The organism is Cobetia sp. BL01, from assembly GCF_056493605.1.
On record NZ_JBVBEE010000012.1, the window covers coordinates 15,084 to 38,265 of the forward strand.

19 protein-coding genes are annotated in these 23,182 nt (G+C 62.0%); 8 read left to right on the top strand and 11 right to left on the bottom strand.

The annotated features are described in order from the left end of the window. Positions 1–14 precede the first annotated feature (14 nt). From ACZYGA_RS15860 to ACZYGA_RS15870, 3 genes are all read right to left on the bottom strand, one after another. Positions 15–761 carry an SAF domain-containing protein gene (locus ACZYGA_RS15860; protein ID WP_479399560.1) on the bottom strand — a complete coding sequence of 249 codons (747 nt, stop codon included), beginning with the start codon at positions 759–761 and terminating at the stop codon, positions 15–17. An 88-nt stretch (positions 762–849) separates the two neighbouring features. Next, positions 850–1,230 carry a hypothetical protein gene (locus ACZYGA_RS15865; protein ID WP_084208465.1) on the bottom strand — a complete coding sequence of 127 codons (381 nt, stop codon included), beginning with the start codon at positions 1,228–1,230 and terminating at the stop codon, positions 850–852. Positions 1,231–1,500: 270 nt separating this feature from the next. Further along, positions 1,501–2,271 carry an extensin-like domain-containing protein gene (locus ACZYGA_RS15870; protein WP_479399562.1) on the bottom strand — a complete coding sequence of 257 codons (771 nt, stop codon included), beginning with the start codon at positions 2,269–2,271 and terminating at the stop codon, positions 1,501–1,503. 232 nt (positions 2,272–2,503) lie between these two features. Here ACZYGA_RS15870 and ACZYGA_RS15875 point away from each other — a divergent pair, with 232 nt between their 5' ends. Further along, entirely contained in the window at positions 2,504–3,514 is a 1,011-nt protein-coding gene (locus ACZYGA_RS15875; RefSeq protein WP_479399563.1) for an LLM class flavin-dependent oxidoreductase, read from the top strand. A 102-nt stretch (positions 3,515–3,616) separates the two neighbouring features. Here the strand turns inward: ACZYGA_RS15875 and ACZYGA_RS15880 are convergent, their stop codons facing one another. Next, positions 3,617–5,248, bottom strand: coding sequence for a BCCT family transporter (locus ACZYGA_RS15880; protein ID WP_077371258.1), 1,632 nt, complete (start codon positions 5,246–5,248; stop codon positions 3,617–3,619). Between the two features lie 389 nt (positions 5,249–5,637). Here ACZYGA_RS15880 and ACZYGA_RS15885 point away from each other — a divergent pair, with 389 nt between their 5' ends. Further along, positions 5,638–6,069 carry a hypothetical protein gene (locus ACZYGA_RS15885; RefSeq protein ID WP_341541964.1) on the top strand — a complete coding sequence of 144 codons (432 nt, stop codon included), beginning with the start codon at positions 5,638–5,640 and terminating at the stop codon, positions 6,067–6,069. A 247-nt stretch (positions 6,070–6,316) separates the two neighbouring features. On the opposite strand, the gene ACZYGA_RS15890 is transcribed toward ACZYGA_RS15885, so the two are convergent. Then, complete coding sequence (locus ACZYGA_RS15890) at positions 6,317–7,369, bottom strand: capsular polysaccharide synthesis protein (protein WP_479399565.1); 1,053 nt, start codon at positions 7,367–7,369, stop codon at positions 6,317–6,319. Positions 7,370–7,599: 230 nt separating this feature from the next. Then, complete coding sequence (locus ACZYGA_RS15895; protein ID WP_176494099.1) at positions 7,600–8,328, bottom strand: HAD family hydrolase; 729 nt, start codon at positions 8,326–8,328, stop codon at positions 7,600–7,602. Between the two features lie 260 nt (positions 8,329–8,588). Here ACZYGA_RS15895 and ACZYGA_RS15900 point away from each other — a divergent pair, with 260 nt between their 5' ends. Further along, positions 8,589–9,380, top strand: a complete 792-nt coding sequence (locus ACZYGA_RS15900; RefSeq protein WP_479399567.1) for an OBAP family protein — start codon at positions 8,589–8,591, stop codon at positions 9,378–9,380. A gap of 161 nt (positions 9,381–9,541) precedes the next feature. Here the strand turns inward: ACZYGA_RS15900 and ACZYGA_RS15905 are convergent, their stop codons facing one another. Continuing rightward, complete coding sequence (locus tag ACZYGA_RS15905; RefSeq protein WP_077371330.1) at positions 9,542–9,736, bottom strand: DUF3008 family protein; 195 nt, start codon at positions 9,734–9,736, stop codon at positions 9,542–9,544. A gap of 275 nt (positions 9,737–10,011) precedes the next feature. On the opposite strand from ACZYGA_RS15905, the gene ACZYGA_RS15910 reads away from it, so the two are divergent. Next, positions 10,012–11,460: an amidase gene (locus ACZYGA_RS15910; protein ID WP_479399569.1), complete on the top strand. Its 1,449-nt coding sequence runs from the start codon at positions 10,012–10,014 to the stop codon at positions 11,458–11,460. 191 nt (positions 11,461–11,651) lie between these two features. Here ACZYGA_RS15910 and ACZYGA_RS15915 read toward each other — a convergent pair whose 3' ends face one another. After that, entirely contained in the window at positions 11,652–13,484 is a 1,833-nt protein-coding gene (locus ACZYGA_RS15915; protein WP_479399570.1) for a dipeptidase, read from the bottom strand. Between the two features lie 267 nt (positions 13,485–13,751). Next, positions 13,752–14,642 carry a LysR family transcriptional regulator gene (locus tag ACZYGA_RS15920; RefSeq protein ID WP_479399572.1) on the bottom strand — a complete coding sequence of 297 codons (891 nt, stop codon included), beginning with the start codon at positions 14,640–14,642 and terminating at the stop codon, positions 13,752–13,754. A gap of 134 nt (positions 14,643–14,776) precedes the next feature. Here ACZYGA_RS15920 and ACZYGA_RS15925 point away from each other — a divergent pair, with 134 nt between their 5' ends. The 3 genes from ACZYGA_RS15925 (at position 14,777) to ACZYGA_RS15935 (ending at position 19,291) form a co-directional block, all read left to right on the top strand. Beyond that, entirely contained in the window at positions 14,777–15,892 is a 1,116-nt protein-coding gene (locus tag ACZYGA_RS15925; protein ID WP_479399574.1) for a 4-oxalomesaconate tautomerase, read from the top strand. A 206-nt stretch (positions 15,893–16,098) separates the two neighbouring features. After that, positions 16,099–17,232 (top strand): Bug family tripartite tricarboxylate transporter substrate binding protein, encoded by a 1,134-nt coding sequence (locus tag ACZYGA_RS15930; protein ID WP_479399575.1) that lies wholly within the window; start codon positions 16,099–16,101, stop codon positions 17,230–17,232. Positions 17,233–17,311: 79 nt separating this feature from the next. Then, complete coding sequence (locus ACZYGA_RS15935) at positions 17,312–19,291, top strand: tripartite tricarboxylate transporter permease (RefSeq protein ID WP_479399576.1); 1,980 nt, start codon at positions 17,312–17,314, stop codon at positions 19,289–19,291. Positions 19,292–19,423: 132 nt separating this feature from the next. Here ACZYGA_RS15935 and ACZYGA_RS15940 read toward each other — a convergent pair whose 3' ends face one another. Continuing rightward, a complete protein-coding gene (locus ACZYGA_RS15940) occupies positions 19,424–20,440 on the bottom strand; it encodes a helix-turn-helix transcriptional regulator (RefSeq protein WP_479399578.1) in 1,017 nt (338 codons plus the stop codon). Positions 20,441–20,958: 518 nt separating this feature from the next. Between ACZYGA_RS15940 and ACZYGA_RS15945 the strand changes: the two genes are divergently transcribed. Beyond that, positions 20,959–22,071, top strand: coding sequence for a CNNM domain-containing protein (locus tag ACZYGA_RS15945; RefSeq protein ID WP_084208453.1), 1,113 nt, complete (start codon positions 20,959–20,961; stop codon positions 22,069–22,071). A 144-nt stretch (positions 22,072–22,215) separates the two neighbouring features. On the opposite strand, the gene ACZYGA_RS15950 is transcribed toward ACZYGA_RS15945, so the two are convergent. Beyond that, the gene (locus ACZYGA_RS15950) at positions 22,216–23,085 is read right to left on the bottom strand and encodes an NYN domain-containing protein (RefSeq protein WP_479399579.1); all 870 of its coding nucleotides are present in this window, start codon (positions 23,083–23,085) and stop codon (positions 22,216–22,218) included. Between the last annotated feature and the right edge of the window lie 97 nt (positions 23,086–23,182).

The window sequence follows — 23,182 nt, forward strand, 5'->3', positions numbered from 1 at the left end:
CACCAGCGGAAATCCTACAGCGTTATGTCCACGCTTCGACGCTGCAATCCCTGGAAGATCTCGATTTGACGCGTCTGAACGGCAGGTGCGATTGGCAAGCGATGCTTGACCTCCTTGCCATGCAATACCAATGACACTCTTTCCTGGGCGCCCAGACTTGCAAGCCGGAAGATGTCCTCAGGAAGAGCCGCGATGACCAGGCCGGAGGTCTGACTGGAAGACTTGCCGATGGCCTGGGGTGACAGCGATGACAGGGGGCCACTCTCCACCGGAGAAGGCTGCGGATTGTTCATGGTACCCATCAGGCGAACCTGCTGTGCGATGACACGGACTCGCCCGTTCAGGCTACCGATGACATCGAAGGTATCACTGGGTTTTATCTGTGAGACGGGGAAGGAATGACTCGCCATGGGGAGCGAGAAAAGTACTCTGTCCTCAGGAATGTAGTGCGAGAGACTTTGACGTTTCACCGGCTGGAGATCCTGGGGCTGGATGACATCCCCCGGCAGACGATTGCGCGTCATGACCTTGCCGATTGCCATGCTCATGTCCTGCAACCCTCCTGCCACATCCTTCATCATCTTGAGTTCCAGCATCTGAGGGGTGACGATCTGACCCCGAGCGATGAGATCGTTGGCCACCAGCACCTCTTCAGCCCCCACACGCTCGTACTGTCGATACCCCAACAGGCTTGCCATCGAGGTGGATATCAGGAAAACGACCATGGCGATCGTCATGCTGCCATTGAGACGAATGTTCATGGCATCCTCCGATATTCAGTTAAGGCATGGCGGGCGGGCGGGCGGGCCGGGCATCCTGACGCTGATACCCGACCCGTGACGATGTCGATTACGGAGTGAAGCTGCTGGCACTTGCCGCATCATCCGCAGCGCCACCCGTACTTGGCCCGGAGCCATTTGCAGCGCCGGACTCGGTGAAGTCGACCGCCACGAAATCAAAGGTGACTTCGTCACCGGCATTGGTATCGGTACTGTCAATGAAGCCCGAACCTTCCAAGAATGCCGTACCTTCCGCGTTGACCAGACCATCAAATGCATAGGATTGATCAAGCTGGCCGATAGCTTCTGCCACATCCTCCATTTCCGCCGTCAATGAATCTCGCATGGTGACAAGTCCTACCACCATACCGATGACCATCACCGAGAGAATCAACACCAACTCGGTCGTCATCACGAAACCTGCCTGGGACTTCTTGGTTGTCTTTTTCATCTGAGAATCTCCAGTGAGGATATCTGCGTCAGCGTCGCTTTCCTGTCCGACAATTCGTGGCCACCGTCAGACTGTCATCTGCATCGTCTGCCCACGCCATGAAGACTAATGGATTCAGAGAGTTTCAACTGCAAACCAATGTGTCGCGCCATGTCACACCGGAAATGGCGTAGACATCAGGCATGAAAAAGGCACTGTGCGAGTCGCATCAGTGCCTTTTTCGATCAATGTTGGTCGGCTTGGAAAGCGCCGCTCAGACTCCGTGAGGAATCACCGGCAGAATCGCCAGCCCCGTGTGCCGAGATGGAAATGATCACGATGTGCCGCGTTGTAATCTGGCCCCAGCACGGTGCCGAAGCTCTCGCAGGCAGCGTCCTGCACGGCGCGCAGGAAACGCCCCGGGGCATCCTCATCCTCTGGTGCCGTCCAGTCGCGTGGCAGGCGGACCTGACGCCCATCCGCCAGCGTGAAGCCTGAGACATCCAGCGCATCTGCGGTGGCATGCTCACTGCGACGTGCGTTCTCCCGCCCATAGATATTGCGACAGGCATAGCTCCCCAGATGGGTCACCTGCGTCACCCTACTCCCCATCACCTCCTGCGCCGCCGTCTGCAGGCCATGGCGCTCGAAACGCAACCAGCTCACGGCCAATGGACAGCTGGCGATGAAGGACTGGTTGAAGCGAACGCCCTGCCCCTTGTCCGTGTCCCCGGGCACGGCATGCATGCGCACGCTGTTGATGAGCCCACAGCCACTGTCACTGGGGCGATCTGGCAGAAAGGTCACCCGTTGCGGGGCTTCCCGCTCGAGAAAGGCGCGACAGGCGGCCGGGTCATCGTCGAGTCGTGAGAGCTTCCAGCCGGTCAGCATGCCGGGCGGGTCACCCAGCTGCAGAGGCGTCCACGGCAGATGATGCGCGGGTATCCAGCGTGACAGCACGAGGATGTACCGCTGAAGCGCGACGCCCAGCAGGATGACTGCCAGGCACATCAGCGTGACCCACCGGCCCTTGCGTCCTGCCTTGCGTTGCGGTCTGTCCATGACATGTCTCCTCTTCGTGGCTCGAGTCCCTCGTCGCCGTGCTCGGCTCCCGGCATGCCCGAGACATCTCCCATGCATGCCATATCAGAAACAGTGAAATGAAGGATGAGGCGCTGCCAGACACTCGCCTGTCCACTATGCTGGGCGCAATCCAGCAGAGCGGTCAGACGCACCCTGATGGGCCGCGATTCTCTGGCTGCCTCTGCACGGCAACGCGATTTCAGGAGCGAACATGACGACAGCATCCACCTCACGACTGGGCAGGATACCGCTCTCGGTGCTGGACCTTGCCCCCATCCGAGACACCGGCAGTGTTGCCGAAACCTTCCACAATAGCGTCAGCCTCGCCCAGCATGTCGAAGCGCTGGGCTTTCATCGCCTGTGGCTGGCCGAGCATCACAACATCGATGGGATCGCCAGTGCCGCGACATCAGTGCTGATCGGCCATGTCGCCGGCAAGACATCACGTCTGAGAGTCGGCTCCGGCGGCATCATGCTGCCCAACCATCCCCCTCTGGTGGTGGCCGAGCAGTTCGGCACCCTGGCCACGCTCTATCCTGACCGCATCGATCTGGGACTCGGGCGAGCGCCGGGCTCCGATGGCATCACCATGCAGGCGATGCGCCGCGATCCCTCCGCCGGCGTGCACGACTTCCCTCAGCGGCTGGCCGAGCTTGAGCAGTACCTGGGCGAGGCTTCCCCCGCCCAGCGCGTCAAGGCCATGCCGGGTCAGGGCACTCATGTGCCCCTGTGGCTGTTGGGGTCGAGTGATTTCAGTGCACGCCTGGCGGCCGAGAAGGGACTGCCCTTCGCCTTCGCCGGCCAGTTCGCGCCCGGCTACATGCTGGAGGCCATCCGGCTCTATCGTGAGAACTTCACGCCCTCCGAGGTGCTGGACGCGCCCTACGTGATGCTCGGCCTGCCGTTGATCGCCGCCGAGAGTGATGAACGCGCCCACTTCCTGGCCAGCACCCAGCAACAGAAGTTCCTCAACCTGATCCGCGGCGAGAGCACGCGCGCCCTCCCACCCCGCGAGACGCTGGACTGGTCAGCGCGGGAAAAAGCCATGGTCGGCCAGAATCTGGCAGCCGCCATCATCGGTGGGCCTGAGCGCATTCGCCGCGAACTCGAGCACTTGCTGGAAGTGACGCAGGCGGACGAATTGATGTTCAACTCGGACTTCTATGACCACGCGGACCGTCTGAAGAGCTACGAGATACTGGCCGAGGTCGCCAGGCGTTGACCGAAAGGGGATTTCCCCACCACGCCCCACCCTCCTGCCCCACGCAAGACGCCGCCCACATGACATGTGAGCGGCGTCTTGCTGTCAGAGCACGGGCTCGGCTCAATGATGATCGCGCGGGTTCACTCGGCGATTCTTGACGTCCGGCGCACGACGGATGCGGTCTTCCTCGGCCAGGCTATCAGCCTCGAAGACATCCGCACCGACCGGTGTCTCGCCATGACGGCGATAGAGCTGGCTGAGCATCTGGCGGCGGTCTGCACGCAGCTCCTTCACCAGCACCACGATCATTCCGTAAAGAATGAAGGTGAAGGGCAAGGCCGAGAGGACCGAGGCCGACTGCAGGCCCTTGAGACCGCCCGTCGAGATCAGCGTCAGACAGATGGCCGCGATCAGCACGCCCCAGACCACACGCTTGTAGAGCGGCGGGTTGATCGAGCCGGCGTCCGTCATCTGCGCCACGATATAGGAAGCCGAATCCGCCGACGTCACCAGGAACACGAAGATCAGCAATATCGCGACAACGGACAGCACATTGCTGAAGGGCATCAGATCGAACATCTCGAACAGCGCGGACGTGATGTTGGCATCCGTTGCGGCAGCCAGTCCGACATCACCACCCAGCTCCATGTTGAGCGCCGCGCCACCGAAGACACCGATCCACAGACAGGCCAGCAGCGGCGGCACGATCAGCACGCCCACCACATATTCCTTGATGGTACGTCCCCGCGAGACACGCGCCACGAATGTACCGACAAAGGGTGACCAGGCGATGACCCATGCCCAGTAGAAGACGGTCCAGGAACTGTTCCAGTCATTGCCGTCATAGGGCGACATGCGCAGACTCATGCCGATGAAGTTCTGCAGATAATCGCCGATCCCCAGCGTGATCGTCTTGAGGATGTCCAGCGTCGGCCCGGTGAACAGCACATAGAGCATCAGCGCGATGCAGATGCTCATGTTGAGGTTGGACAGTCGCTTGATGCCCTTGTCGAGCCCGGACCAGGTCGAGGCCATGTAGGCACAGAACATCACCCCCATGATGATGAACTGCCACTGCCAGCTCTCCTCCACTCCGAAGACGAAGTGCAGACCACCATTCATCTGCAACACACCAAGCCCCAGCGACGTCGCGACCCCCATCACGGTGGCCACCACCGCGAAGACATCCAGAACTGGCCCGTAGCGGCGCACCTTGGGGTGCTTGGCCGTCACGGACGACAGCACCGAGGAGACCAGCCCCGCCTGCCCTTTCCTGAACTGGAAATAGGCGATGATCAGCCCGACGACCGAGAAGGCGGCCCACTGATGGACGCCCCAGTTGAAGAAGGCATATTGGATGGCGTAGCGCGCGGACTCAGGCGTCTCCCCCGGCATGTCACCGAAGGGAGGCTTCAGATAGTGCTGCATGGGCTCTGCCATGCCGTAGAACACCAGCCCGACCCCGAACCCCGCCGCCAACAGCATGCTGACCCAGGAAAAGAAGCTGTAGGAAGGCCGACAATCCTGCGGCCCGAGGCGGATCTTGCCGTATTTGCTCAGCGCGAGGCTGACCAGAAAGATCACGAAACCAAAGACGGAAATCAGATAGAACCAGCCGAACATGCTGGTCACGGCGCCTAGCGCCTGATCAGCCAATTCACCGAAACGGGTGGGGAATCCAGCCCCCAACGCGACCAGACCCAGAATGATGATGACTGACGCGCTGAATACGCGCTTTCCTCCAGATGTCATATATCGCTACTCCCTGTTAGCTGTGACAGCGGTGAGGTGGATCGCGCACCAGCGAGAAACGAGTAGCGCTATCGCCAACGAATATTCGCAGTGCCTTGTAGACATGACTCTGATTCCCCAGAACTTCAAGGGCCAGCGACGGAAAACTTGCGTCTGGCCGGCGCTGGGTGCGCCAAGGGGCAGGCAGATGACGGGTATCATCCTGATATCGGAAAGCGGTGTGAGAATTCATGGCAGGCGAAGCTTGCCAGATGATTCATGACAGCTAGCTCAGGACAGCCGGTTTTTGGCAGGCGGCTCCTGACAGGCATTGGCGAGCACGCCGAAAGACTTCTACATTACTTGTACACAAGTGATAGAAAGATGACCTGCCACGGAGAGAATCCCCGATGCCTGTTCAAGCCCCCGCCTCGCGCCACACGGCGAATACCGAGACTGCCACCCTCCCTATAACGCCCCCTGACACGCTGCATGTCAGCTCACCTGCCGAGCGGCAGGCTGAGGCCAGCATGACGCTCGACTCCCTGTCGCGCGCCCTGCAACAGGGCATGGTGCCGGTCGTCGAGGTCATGTCATTGGATGGCATCTACAAGGTGCGCATTCACCACTGCCACGGCATTTCCGATCTGACTCGCCTTGATGGCAAGGCCCTGTGGTTCAAGGGCACGGGAGAGATACGGGATCTGATGAGATCGCGGGGCATCAGTCACGGCGTGCTGACCTGGGCGGATCAGTGGGGGGATGAGATGATCGGCATGGTGTCGCGCTCCCTCACTCAGGAGGAATTGCTGGCCTGGGGAACGCGGATCTGCTTTCGCTAGCGATGACACGCCCAACCCCTCGCAGGCTTTGTGGGGCTCTCCGGCAAGCACGCCCTTCTGCCACCAGCTCCTGCTGCCAGCTCCCACTGCTACGTCCCACGACAAGACAGGCCCCCGGAGAGACTCCGGGGGCCTGTCTTGTCGTCTTGCTTTCTTGCGTCACGCTCGCATCACCCTCCCGCCGACGCCGCTGACCTCATCTGTCGACACCCAGGGATAGACACCGAAGGATGGACACTGGCCAGGCTCAGACCTCGGCCGCTTCTGGCGCAGTCTCGGGATGCCTTTCCAGCAGCGCCAGCAGGTGGGCCTTGCGTGCCTTGAACAACTCACGGTGCTCATAGTCTCGCTTGTAGGTCTGCTTGGAGACCACGGCCGTCTCGAACACCTCGAACGGTGCACCATTGCTGGCGAAGCGGTTGTCCAGCGCCATGAACGCCTCGATCAGAGAGGGGGTGTAGTACTGACGCAGGCTCTCGTTGAAGAAGTAGCCCACCGAGAAATACGGCATGAAACCGTGGCGCTCCGCGTCCCGAACGAAATCGGCATACAGCAGCGTGGGATGCTGACGTCCGATCCCCAGCTTCGCGTGATTCTTGGCACGATTGGACACGAACACGGCCGTCTGGCGTGGCAGGAACAGATGCTCCACGAACAGTGCCAGAACCCGCGTGACCACCGGGGACCCTTGCCGGGCAGCGATAAACCAGGCTTCCACGGGCCGGCTGGGCGCCTTGTGCTGACGGAAGGTGAAGACGCCATGTCTGGCGGTGGCGCCGGGCAACCATGTCTCGAGCGGCGCCAGGCAGAACGTCGTGGCATCCGCCCAGATGCCACCGAAGCGACTCAACAGATAGAGTCTGAGAACATCCGTCTTCATCGCCATCGACAGCCTGACGGTGGATAGCTCGAACGCCGCCATGAGGTCCACGCCCAGCACCTGCTCGAGATTGTCAGCGTTCAACAGGCGCACTTCGTGATCCGGATTCTGTCTCTGCCAGGATGCCACGCTCAACTGCACCACTTCCGGCGCCTCTTGTAGCGGGGCGTGCCAATACATCCAGATGATCTTCTCGACGCCCTGCTGCTCTTCACTCGTCTGGTGTCCGCTCGTCTGGCATTCGCACGCGGCGCGCAGATGCTCAAGCGCCGCAGAGGCTTGCTGATGCCGAGGGGTGCCGGGCTCAAGCTGGTCAATGCCGTAATGGGCGTCGTAGCGACGACTGAACCAAGGGACACGCTTGCGCAGCCAATAGCCCTTGTTTTCAAAGGTATCACTGGCAATGAAGGCGTTGATCATCACGATTTCCGAAAGACGAAGAGGTAGCTCCAGAAGCCACGAGGGAGCGATGAATGGACAGGACTGCCGGCATCTCGACACGCGACGATGTCAGGCACAGCGGCTTGCGGCGCTGTGGCGACACCCTTGTGACGCTTTTTCGATGACGGCACTCCCGCGATGTTACAACAGCCAGCCAGTGCCGTCCTGCGGGTTCATGATGTCGGTGGTTCACCTCGGACGGCATCGTGTCATGCCGGCTCCTGCACCTGGTGGCCTGCCTCCCGGCAGCGTTCGGGGAATTCCTCCCAATGCTTGATGAGCTGCCAGGCGCCGGTATCCCGCAGCACCTCGGCGTGGCCCGGCGGAATGTGGCTGGCTCCCAGATGCCCCACGACCTTGAGACCCGCAGCCACGGCTGCCTGCATTCCCGTGCGGCTATCCTCCACCACCAGGCATTCCTCGGCGGAACGACCCAGCGTCTTGAGGGCGAGCAGATAGAGGTCGGGCGCCGGCTTGGGGTTGATGACATCATCGGAGGTGAAGATCGGCAGTTCGCGGTCGCCATTGGCCGCGGCGATCTCGTCCAGAATGCCACGCAGTCCCGAGCTCTCGAGATTGATCTTCATGCGTGAGGCGGAGCTGTTGGACACCACCGCCAGAGGCAGGCGCTGATCGCGAATCCACTCGAGCGTCTTCACCACGCCCGGCATGGCCTCGAGGCCATTGGCGAGACGCTGATCCACCTCCAGACGAACCTGCTCCAGGGCATCGGCCGGCAGGCGATGCTGACTGCGGCCTTCCAGGTCCACCAGGATGTCACGCGTCATCATCCCCAGGCAGCGATCCAGCTCATGCTCGATCTGCTCGCTCGTGCCGAGATCCGGCAGCCACAGCGGCAGCTTCTCCTTGAGCACGCCGTCGGCAATGATCTCGCTATCGACCAGGACTCCGTCACAATCAAATATCAACTGTTTCATTCAATCTCCAGGCAATCAAAGGGAGGTGCATGGCATCGGCCTGTCACCCGAGTGGCTTGTCAGGGCAACGATGACGCCATGACAATCAGCATTCTCACATTTATGAGGGCGGAAGCGACACAAGGCAATCCTTGAGCACGAATTGCCGTGTTTCGAACATCACCATCGCGCATCCCTTGACCGCGCCAAGCAAGATGCACTGCAATGATAAGGTGTGACAGGGATTCTCACTTACTCGAGACGACCACGCAGGAGGAAGTATGCATCCTCGTACGTCCACCCCATGCCATCACGCCTCACACTCCACGCGCGGCTTCGGCACTGGCCTGCTCGCTGGCGCGGCCGCGGCGACCGCCTTCTTTCTGGGACGCCGTCTGAACAGTGCTCGCAAGGTCAGCAGTGGCCATCCGCTCAAGCACCAGGTGCTGGACGCGGCCTCGCAGGTCATGCAGCGCAAGTACCCGATGGAAGCGATGAACACCTACCTCAACGGCTTTCACCATTACGCCGATGACATGGGCCGCCAGGTGGAAGCCAGTCATTTCTGTATCCACTTGGAACATGATCTCCACCAGTGCGTCATCTTCGATTCCAACCGCAGCGACGCACGTCTGATCGGGATCGAGTACATCATCAGCGCCGAACGTTACAAGCGACTCCCCGAAGAAGAGAAGCCGCTCTGGCACAGCCATCACTATGAGGTGAATTCCGGCATTCTGGTCGCTCCGGGCATCCCGGAACTGGCCGAGCGCAATTACTTCGAGGATCTGGTCACGACCTACGGCAAGACCTTCCACACCTGGCAGATCGACCGCGACGACTTCCCCTACGGGATTCCGCAACTGATGATGGCCTTCACCCGTGACGGCCAGATCGACGAGGAGCTGATGAAGCGCCGCGATGAACGCCTGGGCATCAGCACCGAGGAGCGGCGCAGCAAGCGTGCGGATATCGCGATGCCCAAGGTTAGTCCGAAGGCCAATGGCGGCCCGACACCACCTGACAGCGAGTCGCATCAGCCGCCTCACGAGAGCCTGGACGACCAGCGCTGACCCTCTCTCGACCGCGAATGACGCGACTCATGACAGCACTCATGACAGTGCGCCCGGCAATTGCCGGGCGCACTGTCATCTGAGCAAACCACTCGGGGTGGCTTCTTCTCGGCACCGCCTCGATCATGGCGGTCGTGCTGGTTGTCGCTCTGGTCGTCGTGCTAATCGTCGCTCTGGTTGTCGTGCCGCGGTTTTCCCTCGCGTGAGGTGGAGGCCATCTTCTCGAGTTCCTCCTCGCTCATGGAGTCGTACATCGAACGCGCCGCGCCCTCCAGCTCGCTCGCCTTCTGCTCTCCCCGGCGCGCGGCCAACGCCGCTCCTGCTGCCATCTGCTGTGCTCTGGACTTGGCTGGCATGACTCTCCTCCCGTCACTCTGGATGAATTTCATGCGCCATGATCGGCGCCAGCGAGCCTGACGCGGTGACTCGCTGTCATGCTCATTCACCGCCATGCGGCTCTCCCGCGAGCTTTTCAAGCCTCGACAAGCCTTGAGTTTCTCCCCGCTGACCCAAGGCCATGAACAACAGGCCACGTCTTGTCAGCGATGCGCCAGCCACAGCGTACCGCTCGTCCATGCAAGCGCCATATGCCATCCATCGATAGGCCCCGTTCACCCGCAGGAGAGCCGCCATGCCCGACGCCGAATTCCCCCACGACCTGACGCCACATTCCGCCCAGGATGACCTGACCACCCTGGACGCCGAGCAGCTGTCGCGCGGCTATCAACGTGGCGAGTTCGACCCGCTGCAAGTGACACAGGCAGTACTCGCCCGTATCGAGCGACTCAATCCGGCGGTCAACGCCTACGTGCATGTCGCGCATGACACGGCGTTGGAGGAGGCGCATCACGCCAGACAGCGCTGGCAGGCGGGCAAGCCCCTGAGCCCGCTCGATGGCATCCCGACCTCGCTGAAGGATCTCACCGATGTCGCCGGCATGCCGGCGCGCGAGGGCTCGCTCACCACGGCAGCCACGCCCTGTCAGCAGGACGCCCCTCCGGTGCGGCGCCTGCGCGAGGCAGGCGCGATTCTGCTGGGCAAGACCAATACCCCCGAGTTCGGCTGGAAAGCCGTCACCGACAACCGCGTGCATGGCGCCACCGGCAATGCCTGGAATACCGCGCTGACCCCGGGCGGCTCTTCAGGGGGTGCGGCCACCGCCGCCGCCCTGAACCTGGGAGTCCTGCATCAGGGCGGGGATTCCGGCGGGTCAATTCGCATTCCCGCCGCCTTCAGTGGTGTCTTCGGCTTCAAGCCCACCTTCGGCTGGACAGCCCAGTGGCCTCCCGCCCAGGCCGCGTCCCTGTCCAGTATCGGGCCGCTCACCCGCAGCCCGCGCGACGCCGCCGCCATGCTCAATGTCATCGGCCGTCATGATGCACAGGACCCCTACGCCACCCGCGGACAACCCGAGGATTGGGGCGTGGAGATCGGCACGCCACTGACAGGACTGCGGATCGCCTACTCCCCGCGCCTCGGGCAGGCCGATGTCGACCCCGAGATCGCCAGTCGGGTAGCACGCGCCGCAGAGCGTCTGGCAGGGCTTGGCGCCGAGATCGTGGAGGTCGATCCCCCCATCGACTCAAGCCTCGAGATGTTTCGCAAGATCTGGTTCACCGCGTCGCTAGGGGTCTGGGAGGGCTGCGATGCCCGCCAGCGCGAACAGCTCGACCCCGGCCTGGTCGAGAATGCCATGCGTGCCCGCGACTGGACCTCGCTGGAGTTGTTCGAGGCCTTCGAGGCCAGGCACCGGCTCACCCAGCAGCTTGAGCGCTTCCATCAGGACTACCCTCTGCTGCTGACGCCGAGCGTCGCCGTCCTCCCCTTCGCCCTGAATCATCAGGTGCCGCCCGCCAGCCAATGGCACGACTGGGAGGAATGGGCGCCGTTCTCGTACCCCTTCAATCTGAGCGGCCAACCCGCCGCCTCGGTCCCCTGCGGATTCACCTCGCAGGGGCTGCCGGTCGGCTTTCAGCTGGCAGGCGCCAGGCACGCTGACGTCCATCTCCTGAAAGCAGCCACCGCCTATATGGACGCCTACCCGACCGCGCACCCCGCCGAGCCCTACCGCCCGAGGTGAGATCGCGCGGCCGCACTGGCTGACCGGCGACCTTCACAGACGACAACGCCCGCCACTACCCCTTCATCAGGGGCGTTGGCGGGCGTTGGCATGTGATGCCTGTCACCCAGGCAAGAGGCAATTTCCAGGGCTATTTCAATACGCCATGCAAAAGGCGATTCACATGACGGCGGCCCCGCGAACTCACCCGATTACTTGAGAGAATCCTGATTGCCGATGCGGGCCATCATCTCGGTGAACATCTGGATGTCCAGCAGCAGATTGTCGACTCGCTTGAACTCTTCAGAGGTATGTCCGGTATAGGTCTCGCCCGGCATCGACGGCCCGAAGTTGATCGCATTGGGCAGCAGCTTGGCGGTCGTGCTCCCCGCCGAGGAACGCGGTTCGGCATCGAGTCCCGTGGTATCGCCGAAGATGTTGAGCAGCGTCTGAAGCCAGGCACCGCTGGGGTCACGCAGCATCCAGTCGCGAATCTCGACGTTCAGCGCCACGTCCATGCCCTGCTCCCTGGCATAGGCTGTGAGCTTTTCCTTGATCACCTGGCTGAGTTCCTCAGGCGACTTCTCGCCCGCCGGAGCCCGCACGTTGACCGCGACACGCAGCGCGTCGTCTTCCTTCTCCAGATAGGTCGGCGTCACCTTGAGTGGCCCCATGAAATCATGGGAGTAGGCAATGCCCAGCAGCTTGCCGTGATAATCCAGTCCGTAATTGTCATTCAGGTAGTGCACGGCATCTTCATAGGCACTGTCCTGGAAATCGATACCGGAGGTGGCCAGCAGTCCCGCCAGTCGTGTCACCGGATTCACGCCATTGGCCGGTGCCGATGAGTGGGCCGACTTGCCCGTCACCGTGACGATGACGTCCTCGCCCTTCACTTCACTGGCGACGCTGAAATCCTTGCCGTGCTCGTTGACGTAACGGCTGCCAAGCGCTTCCAGCTTGTGGTTGAGCGCCTTGGCACCCGCGGCATCACTGGCGTGCAAGGTGGCGACGGAGCGCTCGGGAATCTGGTTGGTCGCAAGTCCCCCCTTGAAGGAAGTGATCGCCGGCAGGCCATCCGCCGCCTGCCCCGTCTGTGTCTCGCGTGCCAGCGGGAAGCGTGCATCGATGGTGCCGAAGCCATTCTCGGCGGTGATTGCCGGATAGCCGCTGTCCAGCACGATGTTGTATTCGGGCAGCGCGTTGTGCGCCTTGTAATAGGCGAAGCCGTCACCACCGGTCTCTTCCGTTGTCTCGATCATCAGGCGAATGGTGCGCTTGACCGGCACCGCGTTCTCCTTGAGAGACTTCATGGCATACAGCGCCGCGGCGATGGAGGCCTTGTCATCCTCGGTGCCACGCCCGTACAGCTTGCCATCGATCTCGGTGACCTCGAACGGATCCAGGTGGGTGCCATCCTCAAGCGTCCAGCCCTCCTGGTCCGCCGGCACCACATCCCCGTGGGTGAGAATGCCGAACACATCCTCACCCGTCCCCTTGAGCTCCACCTCGAAGACACGGTCATCCACGTTGCGGAACGTCAAGCCGAATGCCTCGGCCTTGTCCTTGATCAACTCCCCGAAACGCGAGATCTCGGGGTTTTCATGCTGGGGTTTCTCACCGACCTTGAAGGTCGGGATCGCGACCATTTCCTTGAGCAGCTCCTGGACGTCATCGCCATACTGCAGTCGGTTGTAGACCCCCAGCAGGCGATAGACGTTGACGAAGTCATCCCCCTCCAGCGACTCGCCGGCCAGATAGTGGTCAATGGCGCCGGAAACCGCGCGGTCTTCCTGATTGCGTTCCGCGACCTGCTTGAGGAAACCGTTGAAGTCTGCCGCCAGTGTCTCCTGCCCCTGCTCGACCAGACTGGCCAGCTGCTCATGCTTGAGCGTGTGCTCGCCCTGCGGCGCGCGCTTGCCAGTGTCATCGGTTGCCATCGGCTCATCTGCGCTGACAGGCAGCGCGCTGCCAAGCCCGAGCGCCAGGCCCAGCGCAAGGGCTGTCTGACGGGAGGTGGCGTGAGTGGCTATGCGGGTACTCATGGGCATGTGCATCCTTGTGTTGGGCAGGTATCCACGTCATCAATGGCCTGACGGCAGGAGGTGGGAGCAAGTCCCTCACCGACCTGCGCCATCAGGCTGATCCCGCGACATCGAGACGCTGTCATCGGCCACGCCGTCGAACATGCTGGCCGTGACCTGTTCCTTTAGTGAAACACAAAAAACTTATACATAAACACCTCATATATTGAGCCTGATCTGGCCAGCCCCTGCACACCTGACACTCATGGGCCCTTCCCTTGCGTGTGGTCAGTTCCAGCGCTTGAGCAGAATCTCGATGAACAGCTCCGCGATCGGTGACAGCGACTCACCGCGACGCCGCAACAGGCCAATGGTGCGGTCAATGCGTGGCTCGGGCAGCTCACGCTGACACAGCACCTCGTGCTCCGGCCCGGGCATCGCCATCGACGGCAGGATGGCGACGCCAAGCCCGCTCTCGACCAGCCCCAGCGAGGTCGAGAGATGCTGGACCTCGTAGAAGCCGTCCAGATGCAATCCGGCGGACAGCAGGGTGTTGTCGAGCAGAATGCGGTTGCCGCTGTCGCGGGAGACGGTGATCAGGCGCACATCATCCAGATCGCTCCACTCGACGCGCTTTTTCTGTGCAAGCGGATGGTCGCGACGCAGTGCCAACACGAAGGGATCACGATAGATGGAGGTGAAATCCACTGCCGGATGGTGGGCACTGACCATGTTGATACCAAAGTCTGCCTCCCCCGAGACCACCCTTTCGACCCCTTCATTGGCACTGACATCCAGGATGCGAATCCGGATGCCGGGGTAGGCGGTGTTGAACTCGCGCACCACGCTGGGCAGGAAGTAGAAGGCTGCCGTGGGCAGGCAGGCGATGGTCAGCACCCCCTTGCGATGGGTGGCCAGCTCGCGAACGCCCACCAGAGAGGATTCGCAATCTTCGAGCAACTTGCGGGCTTTTGGCAGGAAATCACGTCCAATTGGCGTCAGTCGGCTTCTCCGTGTCGTACGCTCCAGCACTTTTGCACCGAGCACTTCCTCCAGTTTCTGGATACGGCGCGACAGGGCCGGCTGCGAGATGTGCAGTCGCTCCGCCGCTTCATTGAAGGAATGATTCTCGGCCACTTCGACAAATGCCGACAGATCCAGAAACTCCAATCTATGCATGCAAATATCCTATTGATTCATTATTCGGATTAATGCGCGTAACGGTGACAGTATAGTTTTTATTTGCATTTGATGCATAGATCATCAGCTGTGATGCTTCAGAAAGGCGCAAACAGACAGGAGCGCGTTCCAACATGATGCATTCACTTCCTTGCATGATCCTACGTGGCGGTACCTCTCGGGGCCCCTTCCTGCGTCTGGATCACCTCCCCGCCGATGACGACGGCCGTCGCGAAGTCCTGCGCCAGGTCATGGGCTCCGGCCACGCATTGCAGATCGATGGGCTGGGCGGCGGCAATTCGTTGACCAGCAAGGTCGCCCTTGTCGGCCCCTCCACGCATCCTGAAGCGGATATCGACTATCTGTTCGCCCAGGTCGATGTGGAAGGCGACAAGGTCGATTTCTCGCCGAACTGCGGCAACATGCTGGCCGCGGTCGGCCCCTATGCCATCGAGACCGGCATGATCCCGGCAAAGGGTGACCTGACCCGTCTGCGGATTCACAACCTCAACACCGGCACCCTGATCGACAGCCAGGTCCCGACACCCGATGGTCGCGTCGCCTACCAGGGCGACACGCGCATCAGTGGTGTGCCCGGCGCCGGCAGTGCCATCAAGCTGGGCTTTCTGGGCGCTGTCGGTGCCAAGACCGGCAAGCTGCTGCCCAGCGGTCAGGTCATCGACGTGATCGAGGGCGTGGAGGTGACCTGCCTCGACTCCGCCACGCCGGTGGTACTGATCGAAGCGGCAAGTCTGGGCTGGGCAGGCAACGAAGCGCCCGCCGAGATGGACGCCAACCGTGACGCGATGGCACGCCTCGAGAAGATTCGCCTCAAGGCGGGGGAATTGATGGGCATGGGCGACGTCAGTGACTCGGTGCTGCCCAAGCCGGTGATTCTCTCCGCTCCGCGCACCGAGGGTGGCACCCTGTGCGCACGCTACTTCGTGCCGCACCGCTGCCATGGCGCACTAGCCGTCACGGGGGCCATCACGCTGGCCGTCGCGACCAGTCTCCCCGGCACTCTGGCCAACCGCGTGGCGCTGGCCGCCGGCACGCTGACACCGGGGACTCTGGCGGAGAAGGTGAAGCTCGAACACCCGGCCGGGTTCCTGGACGTCGAGGTCGAACACGCCGATGACGACCCGATGACCCCCAGCCGTGTGTCCCTGCTGCGCACGGCACGCAAGATCATGAGTGGCGAGGTGTTCTTGAACCTCCCGGACTCGCTGGAAATGCCTGAACTCGCCTGAGCGCAGTCCGCGCGCGTGCAGGATCGCCAGGCTTTCACGATCGCATGTGTCTCAGCACCGACAACGCCTCGACAAGCGCGACGAAAGCACTGCAGAAGATTGATTTACAATGCATTTGATTGAAATGAAATGACCTCTCTGCGCCGCCATGCAGTTAGCGCATCACTGATTGACAACGCATTCCAACAATAATCAGGAGTCAGACCATGTCCCTCATCGTGTCTACGCCCAAACGCCATGCCCTCAAGCGCCATGCCCGCACCACCGCCCTGGCCGTCATGCTGCCCGTCATGGGCCTTCTGCCGCTGTCTTCCGCCGTGCACGCCGAGGCGGAAATCCCTGACACCCTGACCTGGACCGTGCCCTTCGGGGTCGGGGGCGGCACCGATGTCTGGGCACGCTTCATGTCCAACTGGGTGACCAAGGACCTGCCGGGCAACCCGGCTGTCGTCATCGACAACGTGCCGGGGGGCGGTTCCATCACCGGCGTCAATCTGTTCAGCAAGCGTGCCGGCGATGACGGCGACGAGATGGTCGTCACCTCGGCCTCTACCCAGTATCCGGCCATGCTGCGTGATCGCCGCGTGCGTTACGACTATGCCGACTGGGAACCGATCCTCGCCGCCCCGACAGGCGGTGTCGTCTATGCCTCAAGCTCGCTGGGCAAGGACAGCGCCAGTGCACTCAAGGCCCTCGCCTCCCAGAAGGTGAAGTTCGCCGGCCAGAACCCGACCGGGCTCGAGATGCCGGTGCTGATGGCGTTCGATCTGCTCGACTTCCAGGTTGATCCGGTCTTCGGCATGAAGAGCCGTGGTGAAGGTCGCCTGGCCTTCGAGCGTGGCGAAGTCGCCCTCGATTTCCAGACCACCTCCGCCTACAGGAGCAACGTCACGCCGCTGGTCGACGCCGGCCAGGCCGTGCCGCTGTTCAGCCTCGGCGTGATGGATGACGAAGGCCACATCGAGCGCGACCCGTCCTTCCCGGACCTGCCGACCTTCTCCGAGCTGTATCTGGCGCAGGAAGGCCATTCACGCGATGACGAGGCATATCAGATCTTCCACAAGTTCTTCGCCTCCGGTTACGCCATGCAGAAGATGCTGCTGGTGCCGAAGGGTGTCGATCCAGCACTGCTGGAGCAATACCGTCAGGCGGCACGTGACATGGCCAAGGACCCCGAGTTCCTCAAGGAAGCGGCGGTGAAGGTCGGTCCTTATGGCCTGATGGTCGGCAAGGCCGCAGCGGCGCAGTTGCAAGACGCCATGCAACTGAGCGAAACCCAGCACGAATGGGTCAAGCACTGGCTGATGGAACGACACGGTATTCGCCTGCAATCTCGTTGAAGCCCGCTGACGCTCTCCAGCGCCATGACGCTGGAGAGCGCAAGAAGCACCAGAGAAGAACAAGAGGTTGAGCAACGCCATGATCGACACCCTCCTGTCCAGCATTGGACACGTCTTCACGCTGACGCATCTGCTGTTCATGATGATCGGCATCTTCGTCGGCCTGCTGGTCGGCATCATCCCCGGCCTGGGCGGCATCGCCGGCATGGCGCTACTGCTGCCCTTCCTCTACGGGCTCGACCCCGGTTATGCACTGGGCATGCTGATGGGCATGGTCGCGGTCATCCCGACCGGCGATACCTTCGCCTCGGTGCTGATGGGCATTCCCGGCTCCAGCGCGTCACAGGCCACGGTGCTGGATGGCTTCCCGCTGGCCAAGAAAGGCCAGGCGGCGCGCGCGCTGACCAGTGCCTTCCTGTCCTCCCTGTGTGGGGGCGTGATCGGCGCCATCATTCTGACCGGCTTCATCCTCGTCGCGCGACCGCTGGTGCTGGCCTTCTCGTCAGCAGAGCTGTTCGTGTTGACGCTGCTGGGTCTGACGATGGTGGCGGTGCTGTCCGGCAAGAACCTGTTCAAGGGCACGGCGGCCTGTGGTCTTGGCCTGCTGGTCGGTGCCATCGGCGCCGCGCCGGCGACCGGCGAGTACCGCATGAATCTGGATATCGATTATCTCTACGACGGGGTGCCGCTGATCGTGCTGGGCCTGGGCATCTTCGCCCTGCCGGAGATCGTCGAGCTGCTGCTGGGACGTGGCAGCATCGCCAAGGACGGCAACACCGACCTGGGCAAGGGCTGGTCTGCCGGCATCAAGGATGTGGTCAAGAACAGGTGGCTGGTCGCGCGCTGCGCCGGGATCGGCAGCCTGATCGGCACCATTCCGGGTCTGGCGGGTTCCGTGGTCGACTGGATCACCTACGGTTTCGCGGTCAAGACCGCCAAGGACCCGAGCCAGTTCGGCAAGGGCGACATCCGCGGCGTCATCGCGCCGGAGTCCGCCAACAATGCCTGCGCCTGTGGTGCCATGGTGCCGACCCTGCTGTTCGGGGTGCCGGGCTCCGGGACGGCCGCCGTCTTCCTGGGGGGGCTGCTGCTGCTGGGCCTGGAGCCGGGCGTGTCGATGATCACCACCAATCTGGACATGACCTACACCATCATCTGGTCTTTGGCGCTGGCCAATATCCTGGGCGCGGGCCTGTGTCTGATGCTGGCGCGTCCGGTCGCGCAGCTGACACGTGTGCCCTTCGCCATTCTGGCGCCGGCCATCACCGTGCTGATCCTGTTCGCCGCCTATCAGGCCAGTCGCTCGCTGGGTGACTGGGCCGCGCTGGGCATGATCGGCATGCTGGGCGTGCTGTTCAAGACGGCAGGCTGGTCGCGTCCGGCCTTCCTGATCGGCTTCGTGCTGGCACCGGGTGCCGAGAACTACTTCTACCAGAGCATGCAGTTCCACGGCGCCGAAGCCTTCCTGCGTCCGGGCGTGCTGATCATCCTCGGCCTGATCCTGCTGGCCTTCTTCCTGCCGGTGATCCGCAAGGCGATCATGCGTCGCCGCCAGACCCATGAAGTGGTCGAGAGCGCGCCGTCCCCGGAAGAGGATGTGCTGGAATCACGCGGTTTCGGTGGCGTCGACTTCCTGCTGCTGGGCCTGATGGGGCTCGCCGGCCTCTGGGCGCTCTACGACGTCAAGGATTTGATGCCACTCGGCAAGGCCTTCCCGACCCTGGCCGCCTTCATCACGCTGGTCTCGGTGATTGCCGTGGTCTTCAACGGCTGGCGTCGCGGCATGATTCGCGTCCAGCAACCGGCCTTCAAGGCAGTGGGTGTGGTACTCGGCTTCTTCGTGCTGATCGGCGTCAGCGCACTGCTGGGCTTCGTCTCCACTGCCGTGCTGTTCTGTCTGGGCTTCCAGCTCATCGTCGCACGCAAGTCAGCGGCGTTCGCGGGACTCTTCGCCCTGGGCGTCGCGGTCTTCCTGCTCGGGATGCAGGCGGCCATGAATCTGCACTATCCGACGGGATTGCTGGATGACGTGGTACTGCCGATGATCCCCTTCCTGTAAGGCCTCTCGCGCCGCAGACAGCCACGCAACGCAGCGCAAGAGATACCAGGCAACGACAAGAGAACGGGCACCCTGAGGGTGCCCGTTCTCTTTTCACGCCCGACCATGACGGAGGCTGACGGTCAGCAGTGCTCAGTCAGCCCGCTGCGGCCGAGCCCGCACAGCCTGGGGCGAGAGCCCGAAATGACGCCGGTAGGCCGTCGCGAAGTTGCAGGCATGCGCATAGCCGACACGATGCGCCACCTGCTGCACACTCATGCCCTGCAACAAGGCCTGACGTGCGCGCTGCATGCGACATTCGCGCTGATACTGGCTCAGCGAGCAACCATAGGTCTCGCGAAACTTCTGGCGCAGACTCGACGCGCTCATGCAGGCAAGCCGCGCCAGTTCCGGCAAGGCATGCTGACGCTCCGGCGCCGTCTTCAACCGCTGACGCACCGCCTCGAGATGCCGGCACGTACTGCTGGATGTCTCCGGGTACCCCGGCGTCAGCCTCTCGTGAGCCCGTTTCTCTCGTCGATTGGCGTTCGGGGCTCGGCCGTCAGCGCCCCTGTCACGAGCGACCCGACCCTCGGACACCTGACCGGCATGACACTGCCGCGCATGCCGGCGGCGCAAGGCACCTCCCAGCAATTGCAGGCCCAGCCCTTGCCATTCCAGCAGACAGCATGTCTCACGAGTGTGCTCTGCGCCGTCGAGGCGCTGCGCCAGACATTCCGCCAGCTGCTGACGAAGGCCTGACCCCGGCCGCCACCGGCGAGGCTGAGCCGGCCAGGGGGGCGAATGCAGATCCCACTCGGCAAAGCGCTGCAGGATGTTGTCGGACTGCTGACGTTCATCCTCGATATGCAGAACCACACACCGCAGCCGCCCGGGGAAGTATCCGACGTTCAGAGCATGCGGGGAACCCACCATCGGAGCGCGAAAGACGCCGCCTTCTCCCCGGGTGACATCGACCTGGACTCGCGCCTCTTCCGCGACCTTCTCGCTTGCACTCGAGAGGGGCTCAGGACACGGGCACGTGGCAGTTGGCGTCGCTGCCATGCCCGACAGCCTCAGCGTGCCTTCCAGTATCAGGCAGACATAGAGTCCTTCATGGAAGGGATGCACTTCCTGATAGCCGTCACGGATCGTCAGATCACACAGCACCAGACGCCCTCCGGGCCAGACCGGGATCTCCTGAACCCAGCCGGTGCTGTGTGCATAGCGGACGGACTGCCAGCCCTCCCTCCGCACACCGCACGGAGGCAAGGAGGAAGCATCCTGCTGTCTCAAGCCCTGCTGTCTCAAGCCCTGCTGCATGAAAGCGCCATTCCCTGGAGTCATGGATAGGTGGGAGTTGCCTCTGGGCGTGCGAGCGACGTGCCATGACATCGAAGAAATCGAGGAATTGACTGCCTCACACCTTTATTTATGCAAATTCCCTTGATAAGAGCTGCTTTAAAATACAACAGATCTCAAAAGCAAAACAATCTCATTCATGTTTCGCGCTACGGCTCTCCCCTAACCTTCTCCACTCACCTTCTTCCACGCTCCCTCTCCCGACAGTCCCTCCGACGCCCGCATGTGCGTCGCGATGACAAGCGCCAGGCAATCAACGCCAAAGGTTTGACAGTCACCGGGCATCTGTCACTAATGGTGGCCTATCCACCCAAGGAGCACGCTGCATGTTTCTGCTGATTCTCTTTGCCGCCATCGCCATCGGCATCTCGTTCATCTGCTCCGTGCTGGAAGCGGCGCTGCTGTCGCTTTCCCCAAGCTATGTGGCAAGCCTGCGTGAGCAACACCCCAAGCGCCATGCGGCGCTGGCCACCCTCAAGGACAACATCGACAAGCCGTTGGCCGCCATCCTGACGCTCAATACCATCGCGCATACGGTCGGTGCGACAGGCGTGGGGGCACAGGTGTCCGTCGTGTTCGGCGAGGCCTGGGTCGGCGTTGCCTCGGCGGTCATGACGCTGCTGATCCTGGTGGCCTCGGAAATCATCCCCAAGACCATCGGTGCCACCTACTGGCGTCAGCTGTCCCCGATGCTGCCCGGCGTGCTCAACATCATGGTCATCTCGCTCAAGCCTCTGATCTGGCTGTCGGAAATGATCACCTCGCGGATCGGCAAGCACTCGCATGACATTGATCTGCGTGGCGAGATCAAGGCGCTCGCACAACTGGGGCTGGAAAAGAAGGCGCTGGAAAATGATGAGCAACGCGTCATCACCAACATCCTCAACCTGCATGAGATGAAGGTGCGTGATGTGCTCACGCCACGTCCTGTCTGCCAGACGGTCAGCCCCGAGATGACCGTGGCCGAGTTCAATGACCAGTTGACGGTCTGGCCCTTCAGCCGCTACCCGGTGATGACCGCCGATGAAAGGACACTGGGCATGATCCACCGCGCCGATGCGCATCAGGCCGAACCCACCACTCCGCTCAAGGACCTGATGCGCCCGATCAGCGAACTGCACGCCGAAGACAACGTCGAACAGGCCTTCGCTCGCATGCAGCGCGAGCGCCAGCATCTGTGTGTCGTCTACGACAATCTCGGCAACTGGCTGGGGGTCATCACGCTGGAAGACGTGATGGAGACGATTCTCGGCGAGGACATCATCGACGAGACGGACAACGTGGCCAATCTGCGTCGCTTCGCCCGCCAGCGCTGGATCAAGCGCATCGGTGCCGCCCCCTCGACACCGGACGACGCCCGAGAGAGCTCTTCACAGAACGACACATCACCGACAGAACACAAGGCATCAACGGAGGACTCCAAGCCCGGCCAGTCGTGACATGGACTGCGCGAGCCCCGCACGCGTCAGGCGTGAAACCACCGCCACGCTGAACGACAGAAGCCCCGTGACAGCCGGACAGGAGACTGGCCATCACGGGGCTTCTGTGTCGAAAGGCATCGTGCATCGTGAGATGACGAGGATTCAGCTAGCTTTTGCCGTTTCCCTAGCCTTTTTCCGGACATACAAATGCACGGAACCGCCTTTGACAGGGCGTTGCCATTTGTCCAGATACTCCAATTGCTGAATCACTCCCCCCAGCTTGCTGGCACCATGATCCGCCGACGTAAAGCCGGGCATCTTCTTTTTCAGGTAACTTCCCAGCGCTGACATGGCCGTCCAGCCATCCGTCTGTGGCAGCTCGTTCAGTGCATTGAGGATATGCGACCTCAGCTGTCGCTGTGCCTTGGTCGGCTTGACGAGGGTGACCGTCTCGGCCGGCGGCTTGCTCGGGGACTTCTTCACGACAGGCGGCTTGCTCGGGGACTTCTTCACGACAGGCGGCTTGCTCGGGGACTTCTTCACGACAGGCGGCTTGCTCGGGGACTTCGCCACGGCGGGCGTATCCGGCTCCCTGCGCAGACACTCGGTACGCAGGAAACTGTCACAGGCGGAAACGAAGGGTTGAGGGGTCTTGGCTTCTCCGAAGCCATGCACGCGCATGCCGCTTTCCCTCAGGCGTGTCGCCAGGCGCGTGAAATCACTGTCCGAGGACACCAGACAGAATCCCTCCACATTGCCCGCATACAACAGGTCCATGGCATCGATGATCAAGGCGGAATCTGTCGCGTTCTTGCCCTGAGTATAACGGAACTGCTGGATAGGCTGAATGCCATGGTGCAGAAGTGGCTCCTTCCAGGGCATCAGATTGGAGGTGGTCCAGTCCCCATAGGCGCGCTTGATGCTGTCGATTCCCAGTTTCGCGATCTCCGCCAGCAATTCCTCACAGACGGCTGCCTGGGCATTGTCTGCATCAATCAGTACCGCAAATCGATCTTTTCCCGTTGGTGACATGTCTCGCTCCATGATCTACGTCACAGGAGTCTCAAGGTCGCTCCTTGGGTCAATATGTCATGAATCCTGCAAGACAATCACTCGGTAAATCGTCGTT

Excerpts from the sequence above, each read along its gene's own strand:
- ACZYGA_RS15860 (WP_479399560.1), bottom strand. The coding sequence starts at position 761 with ATGAACATTCGTCTCAATGGCAGCATGACGATCGCCATGGTCGTTTTC.
- ACZYGA_RS15865 (WP_084208465.1), bottom strand. The coding sequence starts at position 1,230 with ATGAAAAAGACAACCAAGAAGTCCCAGGCAGGTTTCGTGATGACGACC.
- ACZYGA_RS15870 (WP_479399562.1), bottom strand. The coding sequence starts at position 2,271 with ATGGACAGACCGCAACGCAAGGCAGGACGCAAGGGCCGGTGGGTCACG.
- ACZYGA_RS15875 (WP_479399563.1), top strand. The coding sequence starts at position 2,504 with ATGACGACAGCATCCACCTCACGACTGGGCAGGATACCGCTCTCGGTG.
- ACZYGA_RS15880 (WP_077371258.1), bottom strand. The coding sequence starts at position 5,248 with ATGACATCTGGAGGAAAGCGCGTATTCAGCGCGTCAGTCATCATCATT.
- ACZYGA_RS15885 (WP_341541964.1), top strand. The coding sequence starts at position 5,638 with ATGCCTGTTCAAGCCCCCGCCTCGCGCCACACGGCGAATACCGAGACT.
- ACZYGA_RS15890 (WP_479399565.1), bottom strand. The coding sequence starts at position 7,369 with ATGATCAACGCCTTCATTGCCAGTGATACCTTTGAAAACAAGGGCTAT.
- ACZYGA_RS15895 (WP_176494099.1), bottom strand. The coding sequence starts at position 8,328 with ATGAAACAGTTGATATTTGATTGTGACGGAGTCCTGGTCGATAGCGAG.
- ACZYGA_RS15900 (WP_479399567.1), top strand. The coding sequence starts at position 8,589 with ATGCATCCTCGTACGTCCACCCCATGCCATCACGCCTCACACTCCACG.
- ACZYGA_RS15905 (WP_077371330.1), bottom strand. The coding sequence starts at position 9,736 with ATGCCAGCCAAGTCCAGAGCACAGCAGATGGCAGCAGGAGCGGCGTTG.
- ACZYGA_RS15910 (WP_479399569.1), top strand. The coding sequence starts at position 10,012 with ATGCCCGACGCCGAATTCCCCCACGACCTGACGCCACATTCCGCCCAG.
- ACZYGA_RS15915 (WP_479399570.1), bottom strand. The coding sequence starts at position 13,484 with ATGAGTACCCGCATAGCCACTCACGCCACCTCCCGTCAGACAGCCCTT.
- ACZYGA_RS15920 (WP_479399572.1), bottom strand. The coding sequence starts at position 14,642 with ATGCATAGATTGGAGTTTCTGGATCTGTCGGCATTTGTCGAAGTGGCC.
- ACZYGA_RS15925 (WP_479399574.1), top strand. The coding sequence starts at position 14,777 with ATGATGCATTCACTTCCTTGCATGATCCTACGTGGCGGTACCTCTCGG.
- ACZYGA_RS15930 (WP_479399575.1), top strand. The coding sequence starts at position 16,099 with ATGTCCCTCATCGTGTCTACGCCCAAACGCCATGCCCTCAAGCGCCAT.
- ACZYGA_RS15935 (WP_479399576.1), top strand. The coding sequence starts at position 17,312 with ATGATCGACACCCTCCTGTCCAGCATTGGACACGTCTTCACGCTGACG.
- ACZYGA_RS15945 (WP_084208453.1), top strand. The coding sequence starts at position 20,959 with ATGTTTCTGCTGATTCTCTTTGCCGCCATCGCCATCGGCATCTCGTTC.
- ACZYGA_RS15950 (WP_479399579.1), bottom strand. The coding sequence starts at position 23,085 with ATGTCACCAACGGGAAAAGATCGATTTGCGGTACTGATTGATGCAGAC.